At 65.5% G+C, this 24,336-nt stretch carries 20 protein-coding genes; 9 read left to right on the top strand and 11 right to left on the bottom strand.

The annotated features are described in order from the left end of the window. Positions 1 to 225: 225 nt before the first annotated feature. Positions 226 to 939 (top strand): endonuclease domain-containing protein, encoded by a 714-nt coding sequence (locus ASH00_RS11760; RefSeq protein ID WP_157359101.1) that lies wholly within the window; start codon positions 226 to 228, stop codon positions 937 to 939. Positions 940 to 1,067: 128 nt separating this feature from the next. Here ASH00_RS11760 and ASH00_RS11755 read toward each other — a convergent pair whose 3' ends face one another. Genes ASH00_RS11755 through ASH00_RS11745 form a run of 3 tightly spaced genes read right to left on the bottom strand, consistent with a single transcriptional unit; the run spans position 1,068 to position 6,206 of the window. Next, on the bottom strand, positions 1,068 to 2,606 hold the full coding sequence (locus ASH00_RS11755; RefSeq protein ID WP_056548690.1) for an FAD-dependent oxidoreductase: 1,539 nt from the start codon (positions 2,604 to 2,606) through the stop codon (positions 1,068 to 1,070). After that, positions 2,603 to 4,804, bottom strand: coding sequence for a molybdopterin oxidoreductase family protein (locus ASH00_RS11750; RefSeq protein ID WP_056548688.1), 2,202 nt, complete (start codon positions 4,802 to 4,804; stop codon positions 2,603 to 2,605). Before ASH00_RS11750 ends, ASH00_RS11755 begins: the two co-directional genes overlap by 4 nt. Position 4,805: 1 nt before the next feature. Beyond that, entirely contained in the window at positions 4,806 to 6,206 is a 1,401-nt protein-coding gene (locus tag ASH00_RS11745; RefSeq protein WP_056548686.1) for an MFS transporter, read from the bottom strand. A gap of 299 nt (positions 6,207 to 6,505) precedes the next feature. Between ASH00_RS11745 and ASH00_RS11740 the strand changes: the two genes are divergently transcribed. The 3 genes from ASH00_RS11740 to ASH00_RS11730 all read left to right on the top strand — a co-directional run bounded on the left by ASH00_RS11740 (position 6,506) and on the right by ASH00_RS11730 (position 9,952). Continuing rightward, positions 6,506 to 7,912, top strand: a complete 1,407-nt coding sequence (locus tag ASH00_RS11740; protein WP_056548684.1) for an MFS transporter — start codon at positions 6,506 to 6,508, stop codon at positions 7,910 to 7,912. A gap of 142 nt (positions 7,913 to 8,054) precedes the next feature. Next, complete coding sequence (locus ASH00_RS11735; RefSeq protein WP_056548682.1) at positions 8,055 to 9,242, top strand: serine/threonine-protein kinase; 1,188 nt, start codon at positions 8,055 to 8,057, stop codon at positions 9,240 to 9,242. Continuing rightward, positions 9,239 to 9,952, top strand: a complete 714-nt coding sequence (locus ASH00_RS11730) for a hypothetical protein (RefSeq protein ID WP_056548680.1) — start codon at positions 9,239 to 9,241, stop codon at positions 9,950 to 9,952. The genes ASH00_RS11735 and ASH00_RS11730 overlap by 4 nt, the downstream gene beginning before the upstream one ends. A 61-nt stretch (positions 9,953 to 10,013) precedes the next feature. Here ASH00_RS11730 and ASH00_RS11725 read toward each other — a convergent pair whose 3' ends face one another. From ASH00_RS11725 to ASH00_RS11710, 4 genes are all read right to left on the bottom strand, one after another. After that, on the bottom strand, positions 10,014 to 11,825 hold the full coding sequence (locus ASH00_RS11725) for an acetyl/propionyl/methylcrotonyl-CoA carboxylase subunit alpha (protein ID WP_056548678.1): 1,812 nt from the start codon (positions 11,823 to 11,825) through the stop codon (positions 10,014 to 10,016). Between the two features lie 119 nt (positions 11,826 to 11,944). Continuing rightward, complete coding sequence (locus ASH00_RS11720; protein ID WP_056548676.1) at positions 11,945 to 12,571, bottom strand: Maf family protein; 627 nt, start codon at positions 12,569 to 12,571, stop codon at positions 11,945 to 11,947. 108 nt (positions 12,572 to 12,679) lie between these two features. Then, positions 12,680 to 14,071, bottom strand: coding sequence for a dicarboxylate/amino acid:cation symporter (locus tag ASH00_RS11715; RefSeq protein WP_056548675.1), 1,392 nt, complete (start codon positions 14,069 to 14,071; stop codon positions 12,680 to 12,682). A gap of 149 nt (positions 14,072 to 14,220) precedes the next feature. Continuing rightward, positions 14,221 to 15,843 carry a DUF885 domain-containing protein gene (locus ASH00_RS11710; RefSeq protein WP_157359130.1) on the bottom strand — a complete coding sequence of 541 codons (1,623 nt, stop codon included), beginning with the start codon at positions 15,841 to 15,843 and terminating at the stop codon, positions 14,221 to 14,223. A gap of 245 nt (positions 15,844 to 16,088) precedes the next feature. On the opposite strand from ASH00_RS11710, the gene ASH00_RS11705 reads away from it, so the two are divergent. After that, positions 16,089 to 17,354 (top strand): serpin family protein, encoded by a 1,266-nt coding sequence (locus ASH00_RS11705; protein WP_056548674.1) that lies wholly within the window; start codon positions 16,089 to 16,091, stop codon positions 17,352 to 17,354. Between the two features lies 1 nt (position 17,355). On the opposite strand, the gene ASH00_RS11700 is transcribed toward ASH00_RS11705, so the two are convergent. The 4 genes from ASH00_RS11700 to ASH00_RS11685 form a co-directional block, all read right to left on the bottom strand. Next, positions 17,356 to 17,688 carry a cupin domain-containing protein gene (locus ASH00_RS11700; RefSeq protein WP_056548673.1) on the bottom strand — a complete coding sequence of 111 codons (333 nt, stop codon included), beginning with the start codon at positions 17,686 to 17,688 and terminating at the stop codon, positions 17,356 to 17,358. Between the two features lie 13 nt (positions 17,689 to 17,701). Beyond that, positions 17,702 to 18,145 (bottom strand): pyridoxamine 5'-phosphate oxidase family protein, encoded by a 444-nt coding sequence (locus ASH00_RS11695; RefSeq protein ID WP_056548672.1) that lies wholly within the window; start codon positions 18,143 to 18,145, stop codon positions 17,702 to 17,704. A 112-nt stretch (positions 18,146 to 18,257) separates the two neighbouring features. After that, positions 18,258 to 18,488, bottom strand: coding sequence for an acyl-CoA carboxylase subunit epsilon (locus ASH00_RS11690; protein ID WP_056548671.1), 231 nt, complete (start codon positions 18,486 to 18,488; stop codon positions 18,258 to 18,260). After that, positions 18,485 to 20,128, bottom strand: coding sequence for an acyl-CoA carboxylase subunit beta (locus tag ASH00_RS11685; RefSeq protein WP_235563276.1), 1,644 nt, complete (start codon positions 20,126 to 20,128; stop codon positions 18,485 to 18,487). Before ASH00_RS11685 ends, ASH00_RS11690 begins: the two co-directional genes overlap by 4 nt. Before the next feature lie 232 nt (positions 20,129 to 20,360). Here ASH00_RS11685 and ASH00_RS11680 point away from each other — a divergent pair, with 232 nt between their 5' ends. From ASH00_RS11680 to ASH00_RS11665, 4 genes are all read left to right on the top strand, one after another. After that, the gene (locus ASH00_RS11680; RefSeq protein ID WP_235563275.1) at positions 20,361 to 21,209 is read left to right on the top strand and encodes an SDR family oxidoreductase; all 849 of its coding nucleotides are present in this window, start codon (positions 20,361 to 20,363) and stop codon (positions 21,207 to 21,209) included. 207 nt (positions 21,210 to 21,416) lie between these two features. Next, positions 21,417 to 22,301: a biotin--[acetyl-CoA-carboxylase] ligase gene (locus ASH00_RS11675; RefSeq protein ID WP_056548669.1), complete on the top strand. Its 885-nt coding sequence runs from the start codon at positions 21,417 to 21,419 to the stop codon at positions 22,299 to 22,301. Between the two features lie 38 nt (positions 22,302 to 22,339). Continuing rightward, complete coding sequence (locus ASH00_RS11670; protein WP_056548667.1) at positions 22,340 to 22,948, top strand: PH domain-containing protein; 609 nt, start codon at positions 22,340 to 22,342, stop codon at positions 22,946 to 22,948. Between the two features lie 55 nt (positions 22,949 to 23,003). Further along, the gene (locus tag ASH00_RS11665; protein ID WP_235563308.1) at positions 23,004 to 24,086 is read left to right on the top strand and encodes an adenylate/guanylate cyclase domain-containing protein; all 1,083 of its coding nucleotides are present in this window, start codon (positions 23,004 to 23,006) and stop codon (positions 24,084 to 24,086) included. Positions 24,087 to 24,336 lie beyond the last annotated feature (250 nt).

Raw genomic sequence — 24,336 nt, 5'->3', positions numbered from 1 at the left:
CCGGGGAAGGTGGTCCGCCTGACCGTCCCTACACAATTCGCGAAGTTCGGTCTCGTTGTGCACATAGCCTGCTAACGGGTCGAGTTCGCCAGTCAATGCGGGTGCACTGGTGCGGTGAATGCCGTTGAAGTTCTCCGAAGTGTCGGATTGGTCGCTCGTACGCAGAAGCTTCGCGACCGTGGTATCAGCAAGAGGCAGATCGCCAACGCTATAAAGCGCGGGGAGATGATGCGGCTGCGCACGGGGGTGTTGGCCTTGCCCGAAGCTCCTGACGATTTCAAGGCCGCGCTCATCAATAACGGACTGCTGACCTGCGCATCAGCCGCGCGGCACTACGGTCTGTGGCTACTGAACCCGCATAGTCGCCTCCACCTCAGCTGTCTGCATGGCCATGGAGGGGGGTTCGCCAACCATCGTGAACGTACCGTCCCGCCGCATGAGTACCTGCCGCTCGTCGGAATAGTGGACGTACTGATTCATGCGCTGCACTGCCTTCCGCCGATGGAAGCGGCCGTCATGGTGGAGAGCTCCCTCCGGCGCAGCGACACCGTGCGGTCGTTCCTGCTTGAGCGACTGCAGGGAGACCGGAATGGGAAGGCTCGTTCGGCACTCGACTTGGTCACAGGCTGCGCGGACTCAGCGATTGAGGTTGTTGCCCGGATCTTGTTTCGAAATGCCGGGTTCCATGTTGAAACCCAGGTGCACATCAACGGAGTCGGCCGCGTCGACTTCCTCCTTGAGGGATTCCTGGTGGTGGAAGTCGACGGCGCTGCCTACCATTCCGACCGCAGGGCGTTGCGCCGCGACCTGCAGCGCAACAACACTACGATCGCCGGTGGTTACCTCGTACTGCGTTACAGCTACGAGGACATCATGTTCAATCAGCAGGCCGTTCTCGAGCAGGTGCGCGCTGTGCTTTCAGGCAGGGTGATCCGATGACAGGCGGGCCGGATTCCCCAGGTCCTGGCGCCGTTGTCGTTGTTTTGGCGGCGTGTCAGGGCGGGGCACGCCGTTTGGGCTCCAGTACCTGGGGAAAATGGCACGCACGGGAGCGTACACCCGCACGTTTAGACGGACGCGGGCTGTTGGAAGTGCTGCTCGATGATCGTGCGGATGTCCGCGTGACAGCCGCCGCAGCCCGTACCCGCCCGCGTTGACGCTGACACCTCCGCCACACTCGAACAGCCGACGACGGCGGCCTGCTCGATGCTGCCCCGGCTCACCCCCGCGCACCGGCAGACAACTGCTGCGGGATCCGTCACCGAAGATGCCGACGACGCTGACGCTTCCGCTCCATCCAGCCGCAGCAGGCTCGACCGGTCCGGCGGCAGCACCGCACCGCTCTCGAACAGCAGCACCAGCTCCGCCCCCGCACGCGGCATCCCGACACACACCAGGCCCTGCAACACTCCGTTTCGCGTCACCATTTTCGCGTAGCTGCCCTGCTGCGGATCGGCCCAGAGCGCGACGGCGGTGCCGTCCTCGTGCGCGGCCCACGGGTCGGCGGATACCTCGCCAGCCACCACGGCGTCCAGGCCACGAGCCTTCAGCATCAAAACCGGTGGGAGAGCCGCCTCCACGTAGCGCTGCGCGCCCGAAGAAGCACCAGCCAGATCTGCCGCGAACGACTCCGCCAACCACTCGGCCTGCTTCCACCCCGGACCAATCAACCCGGACGGCGCAGTGTTACCCGAGCAGTTCCCGCAGGAAGGAGAAGCACAGCGAACCTCGGCGCAATCTCCAATGGCATAGATGTGCTCGTCATGATGCGCCCGCAGCGAGTGGTCCACGAGGATGCCCGACGAGACCGGAAGCCCCGCGCCCTCGGCCAACTCAACCCGGGGCCGCACTCCGCAGGACAGCACCAACAGGTCGCCGGACACCAACCTGCCATCATCGAGCCGCAGGCCAGTGAAGGCACCACCGCCCGACTGCTCAAGACCCACGGCCTTCGCCCCGGACACCAGCCGCACGCCCAGCGAACGGAGCGCGGACGCCAGAACCAGCCCGCCGCCGTCGTCAATGTTTCGCGCCAGCGGATAGTCGCCGTGGTGCACCACGGTCACCCGCGCGCCCTCCTCAGCTGCGGCGAGCGCCGCTTCAAGCCCGAGGATTCCGCCACCCAGAATTACTACGTCACCCCGGCGCTCGACGACGGCGCGGAGCACACGCGCGTCAGCCAGGTCCCGCAGTGCCGTGACGCCGTCCGGCAGTGTGGGGTGCAGCGGGTCAGGATTCAAGCCGGCCAGGTACGGAATGACCGGGCGTGCTCCGGTTGCGAGGACCAGGCGGTCATAGGGACGGACAGCGCCGTCCTCGAGCAGAACCTGACGCCGCGCCCGGTCGATCCGCCGTACGCCGGTTCCGAGCAGCACCTCCGCCCCCAGCGAGGCGAGATGGTCAGCATCACTCAGACCGATCGCCGAAGGGGAAGTCCGCCCCACTCCGACGTCAGCGACCAGCACACGGTTATACGCGGCGTCAGCCTCGGATCCGATCACGGTCAGCTGCAGGGCTCCCGAAACCACGGAAGGCTCCAGGACGTCGATGAAACGCGCCGCCACGGGACCGAACCCAACCACCACAACGCGCTCGGGAAAACTCATACCCCCACCACCTCACTCTGCGCAGGCCGGTGCACCCGCACCAATACCTGCGTGGTCTTGAATTCGGGCATCCCGGACACCGGATCCGTCTCCGACGAAGTCAGCACATTCGCGTTGCCCGTCCCTGGGAAATGGAAGGAGAGGAAAACCGTGTCGGGCCGCACGGCAGGGGAGAGCCGGGCGGCAGCACGCACGGTTCCCCGCTCGTTGCTGACCTCAACCTCCGCACCGTCCAGAATGCCGAGGCCCCCAGCCGTTACCGGGTGGATCTGCAGCGCCTGCTCGCTGCTTGTGGAGTGGAGGTCCACCACCCGCCGGGTCTGCGCGCCGGACTGATAATGCTCCAGCAACCGCCCGGTCATCAGCGTGAGCACACCATCTGGGGCAGAGGCAAAATGGGCAGACGACGACGGCGCGACCGGATGCAGCACGGCCCTCCCGTCCGTGTGGGCGAACCTGTCGACGAAAAGTCGCGGTGTTCCGCTGGAACCGGCAGGGTAGGGCCAGTAGGCGCCGGCGCCGCCGTCGTGCAGTTCCCTGCTGTGCAGTTCCCCGCGGTGCAGTTCAACAAGGTGCAGTTCCGCATCGAGCATTGCGTAGTCCACACCGGAGTAGTCCGCGAGGCCCCCGGCGCTCGCCGCCCGGAGCTCGGTGAACACCGTTTCCGGGTCATCAGGAAACGACGACGGCGCCTCCAGCAACTCCGCCAGCCGCGCCATAATCCACAGCTCACTGCGTGCCCCCGGGGGAGGGCTCACCGCTGCACGGCGCCGCAGGATGCGTCCCTCGAGATTGGTCATGGTGCCTTCCTCCTCCGCCCACTGCAGCACCGGCAACACCAGGTCCGCCTCCGCTGCGGTTTCGGAAAGGAAGAAGTCGCACACCACGAGGAAGTCGAGGCTGCGCAGGCCCTTCAGCACGCTCGACGCGTTCGGAGCCGACACCGCAACGTTCGCGCCGTGCACAAACAGGCAGCGCACCCCGCCCGGCTGGCCGAGAGACGCCAAGAGTTCGACGGCGGGAAGCCCCGGACCCGGAATGAGAGACTCCGGTACTCCCCAGACTCCGGCGATGTGCTTCCGGGCTGCGGGGTCGGTGATCTTCCGGTACCCGGGAAGCTGATCCGCCTTTTGCCCGTGTTCGCGTCCGCCCTGCCCGTTGCCCTGCCCGGTCAGGGTGCCGTAACCGTTTCCGGGTGTTCCCGGCAAGCCGAGCAGTAGGGCGAGGTTGATGGCGGCCGTTGCTGTATCGGTGCCGTTGGCATGCTGCTCGATCCCGCGTCCGGTCAGGATGTACGTGCCGCCGGGCTCCGCCAGCCGATGCGCCGTCTCGCGGATGAGCCGGGCCGGGACGCCCGTGACCGAGGAAACGCGTTCGGGCCACCAGGGGGCTACGCTGCGCACGATGCTGTTGTACCCGTTGGTTCGACGGCGCACATACGACTCATCGATCAGCCCCTCCATGATCACCACGTGCGTGATCCCGAGCAGCAGGGCGAGGTCCGTTTTCGGTGCGGGCTGCAGGTGCCGGCCGCGGCCTTCCGAGGTGAGCTCTGCGGTGGCGGACCGGCGCGGGTCAACCACGATCAGCCCGCCTGCATCCCGCGCCGCCCGCAGATGCTGCACGAACGGCGGCATGGTGTCTGCGGTGTTGGAGCCGAGCATCAAAATGGTCCTCGCGGACCCGAGATCCGTCAGCGGGAACGGTAGGCCCCGGTCCAGACCGAACGCCCGGTTGCCGGCGGCAGCCGCCGAGGACATGCAGAACCGTCCGTTGTAGTCGATCCGCGACGTTCCGAGGGCCAGGCGGGCAAACTTCCCCAGCAGGTAGGCCTTCTCATTGGTGAGTCCGCCGCCGCCGAAGACGCCGACCGCATCGGCGCCGTATCGGGCCCGGGTCGAAAGGACGCGGTCGCGGATGAGCTCCAGCGCACGGTCCCATGAGATGGGGTGGTGCTCGCCGTCGTCGTTCTTCAGCAGGGGTTCGAGGACGCGGTCCGGGTGCTTCAGCAGCTCAGCGGAGCTCCAGCCTTTGCGGCACAGGCCGCCCCGGTTGGTGGGGAAGTCCCGGCCGCTTACTTCGACCGACGCCGCAGCCGAACTAGACGCGACCCCCGGCCCGGACAGGGTCAGCGTCATGGCGCACTGCAGCGCGCAGTAGGGGCAATGGGTGGCGGTGGCGCCTGGTGTACTGCACATGCTAGACGTGCCCCACGCTCGAGGTGCTGCGGCGCAGGTAGAAGAACCACGTCACCGCGAGCATCAGGACGTAGGCGGAGACGAAGCCGTAAAACGCGGCGTCATACGCGCCGGTGGCGCCCTTGGAAGCGTTCAGGACCTGCGGAATCACAAAGCCCCCGTAGGCGCCGATCGCGGAGATGAGACCCAGCGCGGCTGCCGCTTTGCGCCCGGTACTCATCGCGCCGTCCGAGCGTCCGCGGAGCGCGAAGATCACCGGGATCATGCGGTAGGTGGAGCCGTTGCCGGAGCCGGCGGCGGCGAAGAGCACCAGGAAGAGGCCGAGGAAGAGCCAGAAGTTCCCAAGCGGCAGGGTCCACACCACGGCCAGGGCAGCGAGGGCCATCACGGTGAACGCGCAGACCGTGATCCGCGCGCCGCCCCACCGATCGGCCAGCCGGCCGCCGTAGGGCCGCGCGAGCGAGCCGACCAGCGGGCCGAGGAACGCCAGCGACAGCGCAGCCGGCCCCAGCGCAAAGGTGGAGAACGCCGGGAACGAATCGAGGATCAGCTTGGGAAAAACTCCGGAGAACCCGATGAATGAGCCGAACGTCCCGATGTACAGGAACGCCATAATCCACAGGTGCGGCTCGCGCAGGGCGGCGAGGGAGCCGGCGAGGTCGGACTTCGCGCTGGAGAGGTTGTCCATGTACTTCCACGCACCGAACGCGGCGACGAGAATCAGCGGCACCCAGATCCAGCCCGCCAGCGGCAGATTCAGCGTCGCGGCGGCACCCGCTGCAATCACCAGCGGAACCACCAACTGCGCGACGGCGGCGCCCAGGTTCCCGCCGGCAGCGTTCAGTCCCAGCGCCCAGCCCTTTTCACGGACCGGGTAGAAGAAGGTGATGTTCGCCATCGAGCTTGCGAAGTTGCCGCCGCCAAAGCCGGCAAGTGCCGCAATGCCGAGGAGAACTCCGAATGGTGTGTCCGGATTGCCCACCGCGACCGCCAGGCCAACCGATGGAATCAGCAGCAGGAGCGCCGAGACGATCGTCCAGTTCCTGCCGCCGAATCGCGGCACCATGAAGGTATAGGGAATGCGCAGGGTGGCGCCGACGAGGCTGGGCATCGAGATCAGCCAGAAAGTCTGCGAGGTGGTGAAGGTGAAGCCGGCAGCCGGCAGGTAAACCACCACAATGGACCAGAGCTGCCACACCACAAAGCCGAGGAACTCACAGATGATGGACCACTGCAGGTTACGGCGGGCAATCGCTTTTCCACCGGACTCCCACTGCTCGGCGTCCTCAGGGTTCCAGTTGTCGATCCAGCGGCCCGGACGGCGGGTGAGACCCGGACGAAGAGCAAGCGCCCCGCCCGGCGTCGTCGGACTATCCGGGGAAACTGCGCGGTCAACGCTCATGGCGAACCTTTCATTCAAGGGGCAGTACCGCCACACTAGGAAAGGCGCGTTTCGACTCTGGGCGCTGCGTGTAAACGGGATGTGACATCCGGCTATCCGCGAACGGGAAGATTTGCGCAGCTACGGTGACTTCGACGCCGTCGGAACCCACCGAAGGTGCGCAAAAGTTCCCGAATGGGGCGAGATGTCCACTATGTGGACGGGTTATCTCACGCTTCGGTTCCGGTGATGAGATTGATAGGCACAAATACTCCGGCTTTCGGTTTCCTCGACGGCCGTCTTCGAGAAAGCAAGCAACCATGTCATCGTCATCTTCGACCGTGGAGCCGGCGGCAACAAAGCCCCTGAACTCTCGTGGTCGCGTTATCTTCGCCAGCCTCATCGGCACCACCATCGAGTTCTACGACTTCTACATCTACGCCACGGCGTCGGTGCTGGTGTTCCCGGCGCTCTTCTTCCCCGACTCCACCCCCGCGAACGCGCTGCTCCAGTCTTTCGCGGTCTTCGGCGTTGCCTTTGTTGCTCGTCCGCTCGGGTCAATCCTTTTCGGGCACTTCGGGGACCGGATCGGACGCAAGGGCACCTTGGTGGCGTCGCTTTTGACGATGGGTATTGCTACCTTCCTCATCGGTGTCCTGCCGGTTGCCAAGGACAACCCGGGCTGGATCTTCCTGGCCCCGGCCCTGCTCGTCCTGCTGCGTTTCCTCCAGGGACTTGCGCTCGGCGGCGAATGGAGCGGCGCAGCGCTGCTCGCAACCGAGAACGCACCCAAGGGCAAGCGGGCCGTCTACGGCACGTTCCCCCAACTTGGCGCACCGATTGGCTTCATCCTTGCCAACCTGCTGTTCGTTGTCCTCAACGCCAGCCTCTCACCCGAAGCGTTCATGGCGTGGGGCTGGCGCGTTCCGTTCATCGCCAGTGCGGTGCTCGTCATTGTCGGGCTGTACGTCCGGCTGAAGCTGATCGAAAGCCACTCGTTCCAGCAGGTGCTGGACAAGGGTAAGGTCGTCAAGCTGCCGCTGGCCTCGGTGTTCACTAAGCAGTGGCGTCCGCTGCTCCTCGGCACCTTCATCATGTTCGCCACGTACGTGCTGTTCTACCTGATGACCTCCTTCACGTTGACCTTCGGCACCTCGCCGGCCTCGGTGGAGACGGCCGCTGCAGCGGCGGACGCGGCAGGCAAGCCCTTCAACCCGGACGCTTTTGTGCCGGGTCTTGGAATTGCCCGCGGTGACTTCCTCTGGATGCTGATCATCGGCGTCGTCTTCTTCGGAATCTTCACCCTCGTGTCCGGACCGCTGGCGGAGAAGTTCGGCCGCCGTCGTATGCTGCTGGCCGTCACTACCGGTATCGCAATCTTCGGCCTGACCTGGGTTCCGCTTTTCGGTGCCGGAACCGTGGGCGCCATGGCGCTGCTGATCATCGGCTTCATCCTCATGGGCCTCACCTTCGGACCCATGGCCGCGATCCTGCCCGAACTGTTCCCCGCAAACGTCCGCTATACCGGGTCCGCGGTGGCCTACAACCTGTCCAGCGTAATCGGCGCGGCGCCGGCGTCGTTCGTTGCTATTGCGCTGTGGCAGGCGGCGGACGGCAGCACGTTCCTGGTGGGCCTCTACCTGAGCGCAGCTGCCGTGCTGACCTTCATTGCTCTGTGGCTCACCCGTGAAACCCGGGACAACGACTACGAGAACAACATCGCCTAACCCGAACCGCAATTCCAGGGCTCCCGTCCACCTGCAAGGGTTGGGCGGGAGCCTTTTGCATGGCTCACTTCCCAAGTTTTCCGCAGGGCGCCTCAGCCAGAATGATTCACAGGCTTACCTTTTCTAGCGGGAGCGAACAGGCATGAATCAGGAAACGCTCGCGAGCGGACGGTACGTCCTCGACCGCGTGATCGGCGCCGGAGGCATGGCCGATGTCTACCGCGCACGGGACACGCGCCTGCACCGGGATGTTGCGGTGAAGATGTTCCGCCGCGGTTCTGCCGAGGGTGTGGCGCGCGGGTCCGGCGAGGCGCGCATGCTGGCTGCCCTCCACCACCCCGGCCTGGTTCGCGTACTGGACATGGACGCCGAGTGCGCCAGGCTGGAACCGTCCTACCTCGTCATGGAATACATCAAGGGCCCGGACCTCGGCGCAGTTCTGAGGGACGGCGCACTGCCGATCCACAGCACGACGACGGCGGCCCGGGACATCGCCCGCACCCTTGAGTACATCCACGGTCAGGGCATAGTGCATCGCGACATCAAGCCCTCGAACGTCCTCACCCGCTACGGCGAGACATCCTCCGGGATGTTCAGCTTTCTGCTTACGGACTTCGGCATCGCGCGGTTCTTCGAGAGCAGCCGGGTCACCGCAACGGGAAGCCTCATCGGAACCGCAACCTACTTCAGTCCGGAGCAGGCACGCGGAGACCGGGTAGGCACCCCGACCGACATCTACGCACTCGGTCTCCTGCTCATTGAATGCCTCACCGGCGAGCCGGCCTTTCCGGGCACCGGACTGGAGAGTGCGCTTGCCCGGTTGAGCCGCCCGCCGGCAATCCCTGAATCGTTCGGGGAGGGCTGGCACCACCTGCTCACCATGATGACCGTGGATGATCCGCTTGAACGTCCCACTGCTGCCACGGTGGTTCGGCTCCTCGATGCGATCGACGTCCCTTCCGAGGAAGCTGGACTGACTGCCGGAAACAATGCCGGATTGGGCGCTGAAGAAACAACGACGACGGAGGCGCCTTCCCAGGTGCGGAGCCTGCCGCGGCTGCCGGCGCAGCCTCCGTCCGGCCAGCCCACGCTCGAGGCGCTCGATATGGAGACGGCGTCCCACCCTGAGCCTCCGCGCCGACGAGCGGCAGCGAGGGCGAGGATGCGCGCCCGTGCCCTGGCTGCCGTCGTCGTGCTGGTGGGTTTGACCTTCGCCGTCCTGCTCATTGTTTTCGATCTGAACGCCGGACCGGGGCCGACCCCGCTGCCCGCCGTCCCCGGAAGCACAGGCGCCATGCTCGACAGCTTGTATGAGAGCGTCCAGCCGTGAACCTGCGTGCCGGCCTGAGCGCCCTGATCGTCTCCGCGTTCCTGACGTTCAGTGGGTGTTCCGCGCCGCCGATTGCGGCCGACGTTGCCCAGGAACTGCAGTCCGAAGTGCAGGAGATTGCCGTCCTCACAGCCCGCGGGGACACCTCAGATGCCGTAGCCGCCGCCCACGGGCTCTCCTCGAGGGTGCGGACCGCGCAGATCAAGGGGGACATCTCCGGTGACAGGGCGGTGGTGATCCTGCAGCGGATTGAGCAGCTCATTGACCGGCTGGTGAGCTCCGGTGCGGCGCCCGCTGCGGCGGACCTGCCGCAACCCGTCGCCGGCCCTGCCGTGCCGGTCGTGCCTGCCGTACCTGCCAATCCCGAACCTGTCAAAACCCTCGAGCCTGCTCCTTCAGCGGCCCCGGAACCTCAGCAGGCCCCCGTGTCGCCGGAAACGCCCGAGCCGGTCCCCAACGTGAACACCGACACCCCGGAGGCGGGTGAGCCGGAGGGCGACGCTCAGGATTCTTCGGGCAGCGGATCGTCGGGAAGCGGTTCCGACGTCGGCAGCTCATCAAACGGCGGTGCGGGTAACCGGAGCGTCCCAGTCCCCGTTGGCGCCGACCCCGCGAACGACGCAGACGATGACGCCGCGAACGACGACGACGATGATGATGATGACGACGGCGGCAAGGGCCGCGGCCGCGGCCGCAGCAGTGACGACTAGCCCGCAGTCGGGAGCGGATCCCGTGTCAGCGGCGCTAGCCGATGGATCTGCTGCAGTGAACCTAGTTGATCGCCGCGATGACCGCGCCCGCGGACACAGTGTCGCCGGGCACCGCCGTCAGCCCGGAGAGCGTGCCTGCCTTGTGGGCGGTCAGCGGCTGCTCCATTTTCATGGCTTCGAGCACCACGATGAGATCGCCCTCGGACACCACGTCGCCGTCCTGGACGGCCACCTTCACGATGGTGCCCTGCATGGGGGACGTGAGGTCATCGCCGCTGGCACCGGATGCCGCACCCGCCCGTGAGCGGGCAACCTTCTTCGGTTTCCCGGGCTTGCCTGCCCCTTTGCCTGCGGCTCTGCCGGTGGCGACTCCGAGGGAAGCGGGAAGCACAACTTCCAGTCGCTTGCCGCCTACCTCAACGGTCACGCGCTGGCGGGTGTCGTCGTCATCAGCCGGCGCCGCAGCACCGCCGTCGGGAGTCCACGGCGCGATGGTGTTGGCAAACTCAGTCTCGATCCAGCGGGTGTGTACCGAGAAGCTTCCGGACTCGGGCGCAAATGCCGGGTCGCTGACCACGGCGGCGTGGAACGGCAGGACAGTCGGCATTCCGTCGATCTGCATCTCCGCCAGCGCACGCCGGGACCGCTCAAGGGCCTGCCTGCGGGTGGCGCCGGTGACAATGAGCTTCGCGAGCATCGAATCGAAGTTGCCGCCGATGGTCTCGCCTGCCTCGATGCCGGAATCAACGCGGATACCCGGGCCGGTGGGCAGCTTCAGTGTCTTGACAGTGCCGGGTGCGGGCATGAAGTTCCGGCCGGCGTCCTCGCCGTTGATGCGGAATTCAAAGGAGTGGCCGCGGATCTCGGGGTCGGAATAGCCGAGCTCCTCGCCGCGGGCGAGGCGGAACTGTTCGCGCACCAGGTCAATGCCGGTGACCTCTTCGGAGACCGGGTGCTCAACCTGCAGGCGCGTGTTGACCTCAAGAAACGAGATAGTGCCGTCCTTCCCGACCAGGAATTCACACGTACCCGCACCCTGGTACCCGGCCTCCTTCAGGATGGATTTCGACGCCTCATACAACCGCCGGTTCTGGTCTTCGGACAGGAACGGCGCAGGGGCCTCCTCCACCAGTTTCTGGTTGCGGCGCTGCAGGGAGCAGTCGCGGGTGGAGATGACAGCAACGTTGCCGTGCGCGTCCGCGAGGCACTGCGTTTCGACGTGGCGGGGCGCGTCAAGGAAGCGTTCCACGAAGCACTCGCCGCGGCCGAACGCGGCGGTCGCTTCACGTACCGCCGATTCGTAGGCCTCGGGGATCTCATCGCGGTCACGTACCACCTTGATGCCGCGTCCACCGCCGCCATAGGCCGCCTTGATGGCCAGCGGCAGGCCGAACTCATCGGCGAAGTCGAGGACTTCCTGGGTCGAATCGACGGGATCCTTGGTGCCGGGGACCAGGGGTGCGCCGACCTTCTCGGCAATGTGGCGGGCCTGTACCTTGTCACCGAGCTGCGCAATCGATGAGGGGGAGGGGCCAATCCAGGTGATTCCGGCGTCGATCACTCTCTGCGCGAACTGGGAGTTCTCGGAAAGGAAACCGTAGCCGGGGTGGATGGCATCCGCGCCGCTGCGTGCGGCTGCGTCGAGGATCTTGTCCATGACCAGATAGGACTCAGCGGCGGTATTGCCGCCCAGTGCAAACGCCTCATCGGCCAGGCGCACGTGCAACGCGTCCCGGTCCGGCTCCGCATAGACAGCGACCGAGGCGATACCTTCATCACGGGCCGCCCGGATGACCCGAACCGCGATCTCGCCGCGATTGGCAATCAGGACTTTGGTGACAGGGGCGGCAGGTGCGGACATCGACTCGCTCATGGGTTGGGGGCTCCTTTGGTCTGTTGGGAGCCTAGCGCGGTTTTGTTGCTACTGCCCATAAACCATGCCGATTCCCCGTGTTGGGCGAGCATTATTTGTAGGGAAGCTACAAAGCGGTGCTACTGCCACACCTCGGTGATGCTCACTTCTGCAGCGCGGAGCAGCTCGCGCAGCGTGGAGACACTGAGCCCGACGACGGCATGTGGGTCACCGTCGACCTTGCGGATGAAGGCCCCGCCGCGTCCGTCGATCGTGAAGGAACCGGCACAGTTCAGCGGCTCACCGGTTGCGATGTAAGCCTCGATCTCGGCGTCATCCAACGGCATGAAGTGAACCTCAGCGGAGGCGACTGCGCCCGCCGCGGCGCCTGATCCGCCGTCGTTCATTTCCCGGGTGTCCACGAGCCAGTGGCCGGTGTGGAGTGTTCCGGAGGAGCCGGACATGCGCTTGATGCGCTCCCTGGCAACGTGCGCTTCATACGGTTTGCCGTGCGCCTCGCCCTCGAACTCGAACACCGAATCGCAGCCGATCACCAGGGCGCCGCGCGCTTCGGGAAGCGCTGCAACGGCCTCGGCCTTGGCGCGTGCCAGCAGCTGGGCGGTGTCGTACGGACTCGGCGAGCCATGTGCGGCGGTGACGGCGTCCTCGTCAACGTCGGACACCGTGACCGTATGTGCGATGCCCGCCTCGGTGAGGAGTTTGGTGCGTGCGGGGGATGCGGAAGCGAGGATCAGCCGAAAGGTCATGCGAACCAGCCTAGTGTTCCCGGAGCTTCTACAAACACCCGTGAGTTGGCAGGACACACCCCTTACGAAGGTTCATGAGGGTGTGTCCTGCCAACTCAACGACAGTGGTTAGGCCTTGGCCCCCGCGAGCTCAGGCGCTGCGTCAGAGCTCGGGGTGTCATCCACGAACGGATCCCCAGTGCGCCTGGCGTTATAGAGCGCCGTGTCGAGGAGGTTTTCCCGCTTCGCGACGATCGTCGGGACGAGCGCCTGGCCGGCAACATTCACCGCGGTTCGGCCCATGTCCAGGATGGGGTCAACGGCAAGCAGCAGTCCGACGCCGGCGAGCGGCAGTCCCAGCGTGGACAGCGTCAGGGTAAGCATGACGACGGCGCCAGTGGTGCCCGCGGTCGCAGCCGATCCCAGCACGGAGACCAGTGCGATCAGTACGTACTGCCCGAAGTCCAGCTGGATGCCGAAGAACTGGGCCACGAAGATCGCTGCGATGGCGGGGTAGATGGCGGCGCAGCCGTCCATCTTGGTGGTAGCGCCGAGCGGCACGGCGAAGGATGCGTAGCTGCGCGGCACGCCGAGGTTGCGCTCGGTCACCCGCTGGGTCAGCGGAAGGGTGCCGATGGACGAGCGGGAGACGAAAGCCAGCTGGATGGCGGGCCATGCGCCGGAGAAGTACTGCTTCACGGATAGACCGTTGACGCGGATCAGTACGGGATAGACGGCGAACAGCACCAGCGCAAGACCAACGTAGATGGCGAGCGTGAACTTGCCGAGTGAACCGATGGTGTCCCAGCCGTAGACAGCAACGGCCTTGCCGATCAGGCCGATGGTGCCGATCGGTGCGATCCGGATGATCCACCACAGCACCTTCTGGATGACGGCGAGAGCGGAGGCATTGAGGGCGAGGAACGGTTCGGCCGGCTTGCCCACCTTCAGGGCGGCAATGCCGATGGCGACGGCGACCACCAGGACCTGTAGCACGTTGAAGCTGAGGCCAGTGCTGATGGCGCCGGCGTCGTCCACGCTCGACGAAGCCTGCAGGCCAAGGAAGTTAGCGGGAATGAGTCCGGTCAGGAACGCCCACCAGTCTCCGGTTCGGCCGGTGTACTCGCTCGGAGGCGCAGCGTTGGTGTTTGCACCGGGTTGGAAGATTGTTCCGAGGCCGATGCCGATCACCACAGAGATGAGCGCAGTGATGGCGAACCAGAGCAGGGTCTGTCCAGCCAGGCGCGCGGCGTTGTGGACTGCACGGAGGTTCGCGATCGAGCTCACCACTGCGGTGAAGATCAGTGGTACGACGGCGGCCTTCAGAAGCGCGACGTAGCTTGAGCCGATGGTCGCGAGGGTTGTGCCGAGGGCCGTCGGCGTCTCGTCAGTGTGGCCGGAGTACTTGGCCACCAGGCCGAGCGCCAGGCCAACGATGAGGGCAGCGATGATTTGCGGTCCGAAGGAGGTAGCCCAGCGGGGCAGCCTGCGGGACGCCGGAGCGGAAGTTTCTGAAGTCACCCGAGAACAGTAGGTTCGTTCCTCTAACAAACAAATTGCTTATTGCGAAATGTTTCATCCTGAACTAAATGAGTTGGCAGGACACACCCCCTATGAGACTCCATACGGGGTGTGTCCTGCCAACTCAACGCCGGGGGACCAGCGGGGGACTAGCTGAGCAGCGCCCGGCGGAGCGTGTCGAGACCGACCGAGCCGAGGTTGAGCGCGCGGGTGTGGAAGTCCCGCAGGTTGAAGGACTCGCCTTCACGCTGCTTCACCTCGTCGCGGATCTGCTCCCACAGGCGCTGGCCGATCTTGTAGGAGGGCGCCTGTCCCGGCCAGCCGAGGTAGCGGTTGAACTCGAAATTCAACTGGCCCTCACTGATGGCGATGTTCTTCTTCAGGAACTCGTACCCCTTGTCCGGGGTCCAGGTACCGGAGCCCCAGCGTTCCGGAATTTCGAGCTCGAGGTGGACGCCGATGTCGAAGACCACGCGGGCCGCGCGCATCCGCTGGGCATCCAGCATCCCAAGGCGGTCTCCCGGATCATTCAGGTAGCCGAGGTCTTCCATGAGCCGCTCCGCATACAGCGCCCAGCCCTCGCCGTGCCCGGAAACCCAGACGGCGTTGCGGCGCCAGGAGTTCAGGAGCCCGCGTTGGAAGGTTGCCGTGGCGATCTGCAGGTGGTGTCCCGGAACGCCCTCGTGGTAAACCGTGGTGGTTTCCTTCCACGTGGTGAAGGTGTCCTCACCTTCCGGAACCGACCACCACATGCGGCCCGGGCGGGCGAAGTCGTCGCTGGGACCCGTGTAGTAGATTCCGCCTTCTTTGGTGGGAGCGATCATGCATTCGATGGTGCGCATGATGTCCGGGATGTCGAAGTGCACACCGGCAAGCTCCCGGACAGCGCGGTCGGACAGTCCCTGCATCCAGGCCTGCAGCGCCTCGGTGCCCTGCAACTGGCGCTCGGGCGATTCATCGAGGATGCGCATGGCCTCCTCGATGGATGCGCCTTCCTTGATCTCGTTGGCGACTGACTCCTGCTCGGCAATCAGCCGGTCCAGTTCCTCGACGCCCCACTGGTAGGTCTCCTCAAGGTCTACCGCCGCACCCAGGAACTGGCGTGACATCAGCGAGTAGCGCTCACGGCCCACCGCATCCTTCTCGGGAGCCTCAGGCAGCAGCTCCTCCTCAAGGAAAGTGCTGAGGTGGCGGTAGGCGTTGCGTGCGGCTTCGCAGCCGGCGGCGAGTTCCGTCAGCACGGAGTCCGGAAGGCCGCCGTCGTTCTCGATGGTTGCGCCGCTGACGTACTCATCGAAGTAGCCGCCGTCGGCAGCATAGGCGTTGGTCTGTTCCATGACGATGCGGATCTGGCGCGCTGCGGGCAGGATGCCGCGGTTTTTGCCCTCGCGGAGGGAAGTGATGTACCCGCCGATGGCGTCCGGCACGTTGCAGAGCCGGCCCGCAATGTGATGCCACTGCTCAGCGGTGTCGGTGGGCATGAGGTCAAAGATCATGCGGATTTCCTGCGCGGGGCAGGCGAGGTTGTTCAGGTCCGCCAGGTTCAGGCCGGTCTCGTGGATCTCCAGTTCCAGCCCGAGGCGCTCATGCATTGCGTCGAGGGTGACGGCGTCGACATCGTCAGTCGGTTCGAGGTCATCAAGGCGGCCGAGGGTTTCCCTCGTGGCTTCGGCAAACGCCTCCAGCCCGGCCGGGGAGTAGTCGCGGTATTCGGTCTCGTGTCCCGGTAAGCCGAGCTGGGTGGCAAACCCGGGATCGAGTTGCAGCAGCATCTCCGTATAGGCCTCGGCAACGGCGTCGATGGCCGTCTGGGCGCGGGTGGGTGCCTCAGCGGTCAGGTTTGCGGTGGAAGTCTCGTTGATCACCCGTAGAGCCTATCGGCACGCTGTTGCACCCGGCCACAGAGCTGTCCATGGTTCAGCTGGATCGTGACCGGATTGTGTTCCGGCCCTACTGGAGGCCGGCCCCGGTGGTGCCCTACGTTTGAATTCCGGCGGTTCACTCAAGGGAGACAGCCATGGGAACCATTCCGAAACGCCTTCTCTCCACCATTCTGGCCGCCGAAGTACTGGTGCTGACCGGTTGCGGATCACCGGCGCTGCCTGAACAGCGGATCGCCGATGTGGAGCGGGAAGCCGTGCTGCTCACAGACCATCCCGACGCCGTTTCCGCCCTCCGCGACTCCTCCTACCGGATCGGCGCAGCAATGCTTGCCGCAGATCCCGAGGGCAACCAGGTCACCAGCCCTGTCAGCGCGCTCGCGGCGCTGGCCATGCTGAGGATCGGAGCCAGAACGACGACGGCGGAAGAGCTGGACGCCGTTCTCGGCTTCCCGGCGGATCACCGGGACGAGGCGATGAACGCGCTGCTCACCGATTGGGCGGCGCACGACGGCGCCCCAGGGTCGGTGGATGAGGAGGAACCGCCGGAAGAGCCCCTGCTGCACCTGGCGGACGGCATCTTCGTTGCGGAGGATTTCGCGCTCAGGGAGGCATTTCTGGAACCGCTGGCTGAACATTACGGCGCGGGCGTCTATCCCGTGGACTACCGCGGCGGCGGCGCGCAAGCGGACCTCAACGCCTGGGTTGCGCACCACACCGGCGGACGGATCAAGCAGGCGCCGCTGCATCCGACACCCGACACGGTGCTGAACATCATCAACACCGTCTATTTCGCCGCTGCCTGGGAGGACCCCTTCGATCCCGGAAACACGTCGCCGGGTCCCTTCACCACGTCTGACGGGGAGGTCGAGACGCCGCTGATGCATTCACTCCTGCCGCTTGCCTACGCAGAGGCAGACGGTTGGCAGGGTGTTGACCTGCCCTATAACAACGGGTTCGTGATGCGGCTGATCCTCCCCGCGCACGGCTCCGCCCCCATCCCTGATGCGGGCACCCTTGAAGAAATCAACGCCGCCCTCGATGCGGCGCCGGAAGCCATGGTGGCGCTGACCCTGCCCTCCTGGGAGCACACCTACGACGTGGATCTGTTGGAGGTCCTCACCACCATGGGGCTGAAGGAGACATTGGGACCTGCTCCGGATTTCAGCGGTATCGGCTCCGGTGCGCTCTTCATCGCGGGAGCAGCGCAGTCGGCCACCATCACAGTTGCCGAGAAAGGCACGATCGCCGCGGCCGTCACCCAGATGGCCATGGCAGGAAGCGCACCACCTCCGCCCGACATTGAACTCGTCTTCGACCGGCCCTTCCTCTACCAGATCCTCCACGAGGACACCGGCATGCCGCTGTTCCTGGGCACAGTGATGGCCCCGGGCCAGACCTGAGTCAGGACAGCTTCGCTACCGTCAGGAGAACAACCGACTCTTCGATCGCCTCCAGCGAGTGCCGGGCCTGCGGGACAATCAGCAGGTCCCCGGGAGACCCTTCCCAGGACACATCCCCTGCACGGAGGGTTACCCGGCCTTGGAGCACCTGAACCGTGGCCTCACCGGGATTCTCATGTTCAGCCAGGTGCGAGCCCGCAGCGAGGGCGATCATGGTCTGGCGCAGGGTCTGCTCGTGCCCGCCGAATACTGTCCGGGCACTGCGCCCGCTCGAAGCGTTGCGGGCGAGCTCGAGCTGATGCCGCATCAGGGCGGTCAGTGACGATTTCTGCACGGGCTCCTCCGCCTCAGACTGCCTGGACACTGCGGCCGCTGATCTGTGTGGGCTGAATTCCGACGAACGTTGTCCGTGATCCGCCCGCCCATGGTTCCTCCGCGGAGCGTCCCCAGAGTTCGGTCAGCAGCGCGTCGTCGCGGACGGCGTCGGCGGTTCCATTAACCAGCACGGACCAGCCGGCCATTGCTTCGGAACGGACCTCGTCCACCTGGAAAGCGCAACCGTTGAGGGGGAGCAGACTGCCGATGTCCCCGTCATCCCGGGTGCGGAAGTAAATTGCGCCGTCGTGCACCAGGTAGTTGACCGGGTAAATCTGCACGGCGCCGTCCCGCAGGAAGCCGATCCGGCCCGTCTGGTGCGTGCTCAGCAGCGCCCAGCACCTGGTGTCCGAAAGATCTTCGGACATATGGAGCGTGCCGGGCTGTCCTCGCCACTCGTCTTCCCTGGGGTCCATCAGTTTCCTCCCGCTAAAGACAATTCCGCACCTGCCGTGCTGGGTCTGGTACCCCCACCCTAGGGTGGTTGCCGCCGAAAGTGGAAGGACCTCGTGTGTTGCGGCCGGTACGTTACCGCAGCGCGCTGCGCCGCCAGGACCCCGGCCCCGGCCGCGGGCCAAGGCGTAACTGGTCACGCCGGATCCAGGTGCGGTGCGGCGCGTGTGTGCGCGCGCCGTCGTCGATCGCCTGCAGTCCCAGCACGACGACGGCGAGAGCCGCCAGCTCCTCCGGCGTAGGGTTCCCTGCCACCACCTGAAACAGCGGCGCGGCTTCTTCTGTGGGCAGGAGGTCCGCGCTCACAGCGGGATGTTCCCGTGCTTCTTGGCGGGGAGCGACGCGCGCTTGTCGCGCAGCGCGCGCAGGCCGCGCACAACCTGGATTCGGGTGTCCGACGGCGCAATCACCGCGTCCACGTAGCCTAACTGCGCGGCCTGGTACGGATTCAGCAGTTCCTCTTCATACTGATTGATCACCTCGGTGCGGGCGGCTTCAACGTTGCCGCCGGCGTCGGATACTGATTTCAGGTGGCTGCGGTACAGGATGTTCACCGCGCCCTGTGCCCCCATGACACCGATCTGCGCTGTGGGCCAGGCGAGGTTGAGGTCCGCGCCAAGCTTCTTGGAGCCCATGACAATGTAGGCGCCGCCGTAGGCCTTGCGCGTGATGACGGTCAGCTTCGGAACCGTGGCCTCCGCGTAGGCGTACAGGAGCTTGGCGCCGCGCCGGATGATCCCGTTGAATTCCTGGTCCTTGCCCGGCAGGAAGCCCGGGACGTCCACCAGGGTGAGGATGGGGATGTTGAACGCGTCGCAGTGTCGGACAAACCGTGCGGCCTTCTCAGAGGCAGCGATGTCCAGGGTGCCCGCGAACTGCATCGGCTGGTTGGCGACAATTCCGATGGTGTGGCCCTCCACGCGGGCGTAGCCGATCACCACGTTCGGCGCATAGAGAGACTGCATCTCCAGGAAATGGCCGTCATCCACGATCGTTGAGATCACGGTGTGCATGTCGTACGGCTGGTTGGCGGAGTCGGGGATGAGCGTGTCCAGCTGAGTGTCAGCCTCATTGATTTCGAGGTCCTCGGTGAACTCGGTCAGCGGTGCTTCGGCGAGGTTGTTGGAGGGCAGGAAGTCGAGCAGCTCCCGGACAAAGTCGATGGCGTCCTGCTCATCGGTGGCCAGGTAGGCGGAGGTTCCCGTGGTGGAGTTGTGCTGGCGTGCGCCTCCCAGGGTTTCCATGTCCACGTCCTCGCCGGTGACGGTCTTGATGACGTCCGGGCCGGTGATGAACATGTGCGAGCTCTTGTCCACCATGACTACGAAGTCGGTCAGCGCGGGGGAGTACGCCGCGCCGCCGGCACACGGGCCCATGATGAGCGAAATCTGCGGGACCACGCCGGAGGCATGCACGTTGTTGCGGAAGATGTCAGCGAACATCGCGAGCGATGCGACGCCCTCCTGGATGCGTGCGCCGCCGCCGTCGTTGATCCCCACCAGCGGGCAGCCGTTACGGAGCGCGAATTCCTGAACCTTGACGATTTTCTCGCCGTTGACCTGGCTGAGTGATCCGCCGTAGACCGTGAAGTCCTGGCTGTAGATCGCGATCTGCCGGCCGTCCACGGTGGCGTAGCCGGATACCACGCCGTCGCCGACGGGCTTTTTCTTTTCCATCCCGAAAGCCGTGGACCGGTGGACGGCGAGGGCATCGAACTCCACGAAGGAACCCGGGTCCACGAGCAGGTCGATGCGCTCGCGTGCCGTGCCCTTGCCCCGGGCATGCTGCTTCTCGATCGCCTCCGGGCCGGAAGGGGCCAGGGCGCGTTCCTGGCGCTCGCGGAAGTCGGCGAGCTTCCCTGCGGTGGTCTGCAGATCGGGGCCGGCGGCGGCGCCGTCCGCTGCGGTGCTGGTGTCCTGATCTAGGGGAAGCGTTTCGGGATGCATCGAGTCTCTTCCGATTGATGTCCTGGGTGGCTGGCGGCAGCCGGTCCGCGAAGGTCGCCTTAAGTAGGTTTCCTCCAAAGATCCGGGCTTCCAGCCCAGTCTAGTGAGCAGATGGGTGGGGTTGGCTGTAGGACATCTACAACAACTCTCCGAAAGAGTTAGCCTGGCCGCGGAAGTTACCCGCGAGTAACAATTAGGTTTTCAACCCTGTTCCGGCGCTATGGTGTCCCCTATGACTCGCAACGGCGCTCCTGATTCCGGCACCCTGTCAGGGCGCACCATCCTCATGTCCGGCGGCAGCAGGGGCATCGGCCTGGCGATCGCTCTCCGTGCGGCGCGCGACGGCGCCAACGTCGCCATCCTCGCCAAAACGGGCGAGCCGCACCCCAGCCTCGAAGGCACCGTCCATACCGCCGCGGAAGAGATCCGCGCGGCCGGCGGCGGAGCACTGGCCCTCGTGGGGGATGTAAGAAACGATGACGACGTCGCCTCGGCAGTGGAGGCGACGGTCGCCGAATTCGGGGGTATCGACGTCGTCATCAACAATGCGTCGGCGATCGACCTCTCGAAAACCCCCGACGTGTCCATGAAGCGCTACGACCTGATGGCGGACATCAACGTGCGCGGCACATTCATGCTGAGCAAATTCGCACTGCCGGCGCTGACCCAGTCAGCGAACGCCCACATCCTGACGCTCTCTCCGCCGCTGAACCTGGATCCGGTCTGGGCAGGGAAGCACCTTGCCTACACCATGGCCAAGTACGGCATGAGCCTGACAACGCTCGGGCTAGCCGAGGAGCTTCGCGGCGAGGGAATCGGCGTCAATTCGCTGTGGCCGCGCACGTTGATCGATACCGCGGCGATCCGCAACATGCCCGGCGGCAGCGAGCTGGTCAAGGCGGCCCGGACACCGGACATCGTGGCTGACGCCGCGCATGCCGTGCTGGTCCGGCCGGCGCGCGAGTGCACCGGGAACTTCTTCACCGACGAGGAGGTTCTGCGCTCGGAAGGCGTCATCGACTTCAGCCGCTACAGCCTCGGCGCTGCCGAGGATCGACTGGTGCCTGACATCTTCCTCTGACCCGTTGGCTCCGCATGACCCGTTGGCTCCGCATGACCCGTTGGCTGCGCTCTGACCCGCCGGCTCCCGGATAGCATTCTTGCCATTGGATAGAGGTATACCGCTATCCAATGGCAGGAACGCTGCCGGATGGCGCAAACGCTATCGCCGTGCATGCGGTGCGGCCGCCGGCGCTCGGCTCGGGACCTCGCCCAGTAGGCTGGGAGCATGACATCCCGCTACTCCAACCTTGAACGTCCGGGCCTGGACGAGAACGGCCTGCGCGAGGCGCTGTGCCACCCGCACGGCCCCTACGGCAGGCTGGACCTGGTGGAGGCAACCGGCTCAACCAACACCGACCTTGCGGAGCACTGCGTCGAGGATCCCGGGAACTGGCCGGATCTCAGCGTGCTCACCACCGAGGAGCAGACGGCCGGCCGCGGCCGGCTGGACAGGATCTGGACGGCGCCGGAGCGCTCCTCGCTGTTCGTCAGCGTTCTGCTGCGTCCCCGGAACCCGGAGGGCAGGCCCCTGCCAACGCAGAGTTACGCGTGGATGTCGCTGCTGGCGGCGCTCGCACTGTCGGAAAGCATCGAGGAACGCACGGAGATCTCTCCCCAACTCAAGTGGCCCAATGACGTCCACGTTGACGGTCGCAAGCTGGCCGGTGTCCTCGCCCAGCTCGTGCCGGGCGCCAACGCCGAGCCGCCCGCCGTCGTCGTCGGTGCGGGTGTGAACGTCAGCCTCACTGACCAGGAGCTGCCGGTTCCCACCGCCACCAGCCTGCTGCTTGAATACGCCGCCACAACGGACCGGAACATCCTCCTGAAGGCCTACCTGCGCCGCCTGTCGGCGCACTACGGTGAATTTACCGCGGTCGACGGCGATGCAACCCGCCCCTGGAAGAGCGGCGCCTCGCTGCTCGCGCGGGTCAGTGAACGAATGGTGACTCTCGACCAGGATGTCCAGGCGGACCTGCCCAACGGAACCGTCATCACCGGGCGCGCCATGAACCTCGATTCCCACGGTGCACTGGTGGTGCGTGATGAGGATGGCGAGAGGCATACGGTCTCGGCGGGCGATGTCGTGCACCTGCGGCCGCTGACGCTGTAAGGAGCTCGACCAATGCGGCACGCACCGGATGCACGATCATGCGGATAAGACTCGAGCCGGGGGAGCACGTGGTGGTGCGTACCCGGCCGCATCCGCGACGGCTCCTGGCTCCGTTCTGCGTAGCGTTGCTGATTCTGGCCGGTGCCGGCTATGGGCTTGGCTGGTTCAGCCGGTCACAGCTACCGCTCGGGTGGGAGCAATGGGGCCCGGCGATTGTCACCGTATTCCTGATCCTTATGCTGCTTTTCCTGGTCCGCGTCTTCCTCCGGCCGCTGCTGCGCTGGGCCGGCACCCGGTATATCCTGACCAGCCGGCGCCTGATCCGGCGGGCTGGTATCGCCAGGCGCAGTGAGCGGGAGGTTCGGCTGACGGGAATCTTCCAGATCATCATCGAGCAGACCCTCGTGGAGCGGCTAACCGGTGGAGGCACGTTTTTTGTTGATCTGGGCCGAGACCGGATCCTCTCCTTCCGCGAGGTTCCGCAGGTGCATACGTTCAAGGAGTACATGGTGGCTGCGATCAGCGACCTACCGCTGACCGCTATGTTCGATGGTGTAGATATGGAAGCTGAGCCGGTGGACGGGGTAGAAGACGAAGCATGGAACAGGAGCGGTGATGAGCGCCAACAGCGGCACGGATGGAACTGAAGCCGGCGGCACCGGCTCCTTTGCCGATGACCCCGACAACCCACTGACGCTTTCCATGCCGGCGTTCAATCGGGCAGATCTGCCTCCGCCGCCGGAGAAGCTGGACCGCGACGCCATCCGGCGCCTCGAGGTTGAACTGCTCGGCGCTGAACGAACACTGCGCCGCAGGGATGTGGCAACAGGCGCCGGGGTGTCCCTGCTGTCCGCGCGGAAGCTCTGGCGCGCAATGGGCTTTCCTAACATCGGGGACGACGACGTCGCGTTCACCGAAAAGGACATGGAAGCCCTGACCACCATCATCGAACTGGTGCGCAAGGAGCAGCTGACGGAATCGGCGGCAATTTCCATCACCCGTGCCATCGGGCAGATGACGGATCGCATGGTGGTGTGGCAGATCGAGGCGCTTGTCGAGGAGATGGTGGTTCAGCGTGGAATCTCCGACTCCGCTGCCCGCCGGAACCTCGTTGCCGAGCTTCCGCACCTGCTTGAGCCGCTCGAAAAGACGCTGGTCTACGCATGGCGCCGCCAGATGAACGCAGCGGTCCAACGGCTCGCCGTCCGCTCCGAGTCGGGGCTCGCCTCTAGCGCGGGAGGGCCTGAAGGAGCCGAGGACGACGCACCGCTGCCGCTGGCCCGCGCCGTCGGGTTCGCGGACCTGGTCTCCTACACGAGCCTGTCCCGGCAGATGAATGAACGCACCCTCGCACAACTGGTGCAGCGGTTCGAAAACCGAAGCGCGGAGATCATCTCTGTCGGCGGCGGGCGCCTGGTGAAGACCATCGGCGATGAAGTGCTCTACATTGCCGAGACGCCCGAGGCCGGCGCTGAAATTTCGCTGGCGCTCGCCAAGGCGTTCACCGAGGATGACCTGCTTCCCTCGGCGCGCGTCTCCATGGTGTGGGGCCGGATCCTGTCCAGGCTGGGCGACATCTACGGGCCCACGGTGAACCTGGCGGCCCGCCTGACTTCGCTGGCGGAGCCCGGCACGGTGTTGATCGACGCCTCCACCGCCGCAACCCTGCGCGAGAACGAACGCTTTGTGCTGATGCCCCACAAAGCGCGGACCGTACGCGGTTTCGGGGAAGTTCACCCCGTTACGCTCGCGCGCGGCACCGGCACCGGCCTGGTTCTCGACTGACGATTCCATTCACGACTGACAACGCCTCGCCGATGGGCACAAGTACCCACGAGTGCCGGTCGGCCGGTTTGCGAAGTCATGCAACACTTTAACCGGTCAAGTATTCCGGCCGCCTCCTATTGAGCGAGGAAGCGGCCGTCCAGCGTCTCACCCGGGGAACATTGTGAAGCTACTGAACCGCCTTCGACGATTCAGCACCAAACACAAGCGAGCATTATCGGTATCCACTGCCTCTGCCGTCAGCATGGGG

The organism is Arthrobacter sp. Soil782, from assembly GCF_001428435.1.
In the GTDB taxonomy this organism is placed as follows: domain Bacteria; phylum Actinomycetota; class Actinomycetes; order Actinomycetales; family Micrococcaceae; genus Arthrobacter_D; species Arthrobacter_D parietis.
Note: the sequence above shows the minus strand (reverse complement) of the source record. Positions and strands in the feature narration are given on the sequence as shown.

Bases quoted from the DNA above. Each gene is read 5' to 3' on its own strand.
- ASH00_RS11735 (WP_056548682.1), top strand. From the start codon at position 8,055: ATGAATCAGGAAACGCTCGCGAGCGGACGGTACGTCCTCGACCGCGTG.
- ASH00_RS11750 (WP_056548688.1), bottom strand. From the start codon at position 4,804: ATGTGCAGTACACCAGGCGCCACCGCCACCCATTGCCCCTACTGCGCG.
- ASH00_RS11710 (WP_157359130.1), bottom strand. From the start codon at position 15,843: ATGCTGCTGCAACTCGATCCCGGGTTTGCCACCCAGCTCGGCTTACCG.
- ASH00_RS11725 (WP_056548678.1), bottom strand. From the start codon at position 11,825: ATGAGCGAGTCGATGTCCGCACCTGCCGCCCCTGTCACCAAAGTCCTG.
- ASH00_RS11695 (WP_056548672.1), bottom strand. From the start codon at position 18,145: ATGGACCCCAGGGAAGACGAGTGGCGAGGACAGCCCGGCACGCTCCAT.
- ASH00_RS11740 (WP_056548684.1), top strand. From the start codon at position 6,506: ATGTCATCGTCATCTTCGACCGTGGAGCCGGCGGCAACAAAGCCCCTG.
- ASH00_RS11755 (WP_056548690.1), bottom strand. From the start codon at position 2,606: ATGAGTTTTCCCGAGCGCGTTGTGGTGGTTGGGTTCGGTCCCGTGGCG.
- ASH00_RS11670 (WP_056548667.1), top strand. From the start codon at position 22,340: ATGCGGATAAGACTCGAGCCGGGGGAGCACGTGGTGGTGCGTACCCGG.
- ASH00_RS11745 (WP_056548686.1), bottom strand. From the start codon at position 6,206: ATGAGCGTTGACCGCGCAGTTTCCCCGGATAGTCCGACGACGCCGGGC.
- ASH00_RS11675 (WP_056548669.1), top strand. From the start codon at position 21,417: ATGACATCCCGCTACTCCAACCTTGAACGTCCGGGCCTGGACGAGAAC.
- ASH00_RS11665 (WP_235563308.1), top strand. From the start codon at position 23,004: ATGCCGGCGTTCAATCGGGCAGATCTGCCTCCGCCGCCGGAGAAGCTG.
- ASH00_RS11705 (WP_056548674.1), top strand. From the start codon at position 16,089: ATGGGAACCATTCCGAAACGCCTTCTCTCCACCATTCTGGCCGCCGAA.
- ASH00_RS11680 (WP_235563275.1), top strand. From the start codon at position 20,361: ATGACTCGCAACGGCGCTCCTGATTCCGGCACCCTGTCAGGGCGCACC.
- ASH00_RS11720 (WP_056548676.1), bottom strand. From the start codon at position 12,571: ATGACCTTTCGGCTGATCCTCGCTTCCGCATCCCCCGCACGCACCAAA.
- ASH00_RS11685 (WP_235563276.1), bottom strand. From the start codon at position 20,128: ATGCATCCCGAAACGCTTCCCCTAGATCAGGACACCAGCACCGCAGCG.
- ASH00_RS11760 (WP_157359101.1), top strand. From the start codon at position 226: ATGATGCGGCTGCGCACGGGGGTGTTGGCCTTGCCCGAAGCTCCTGAC.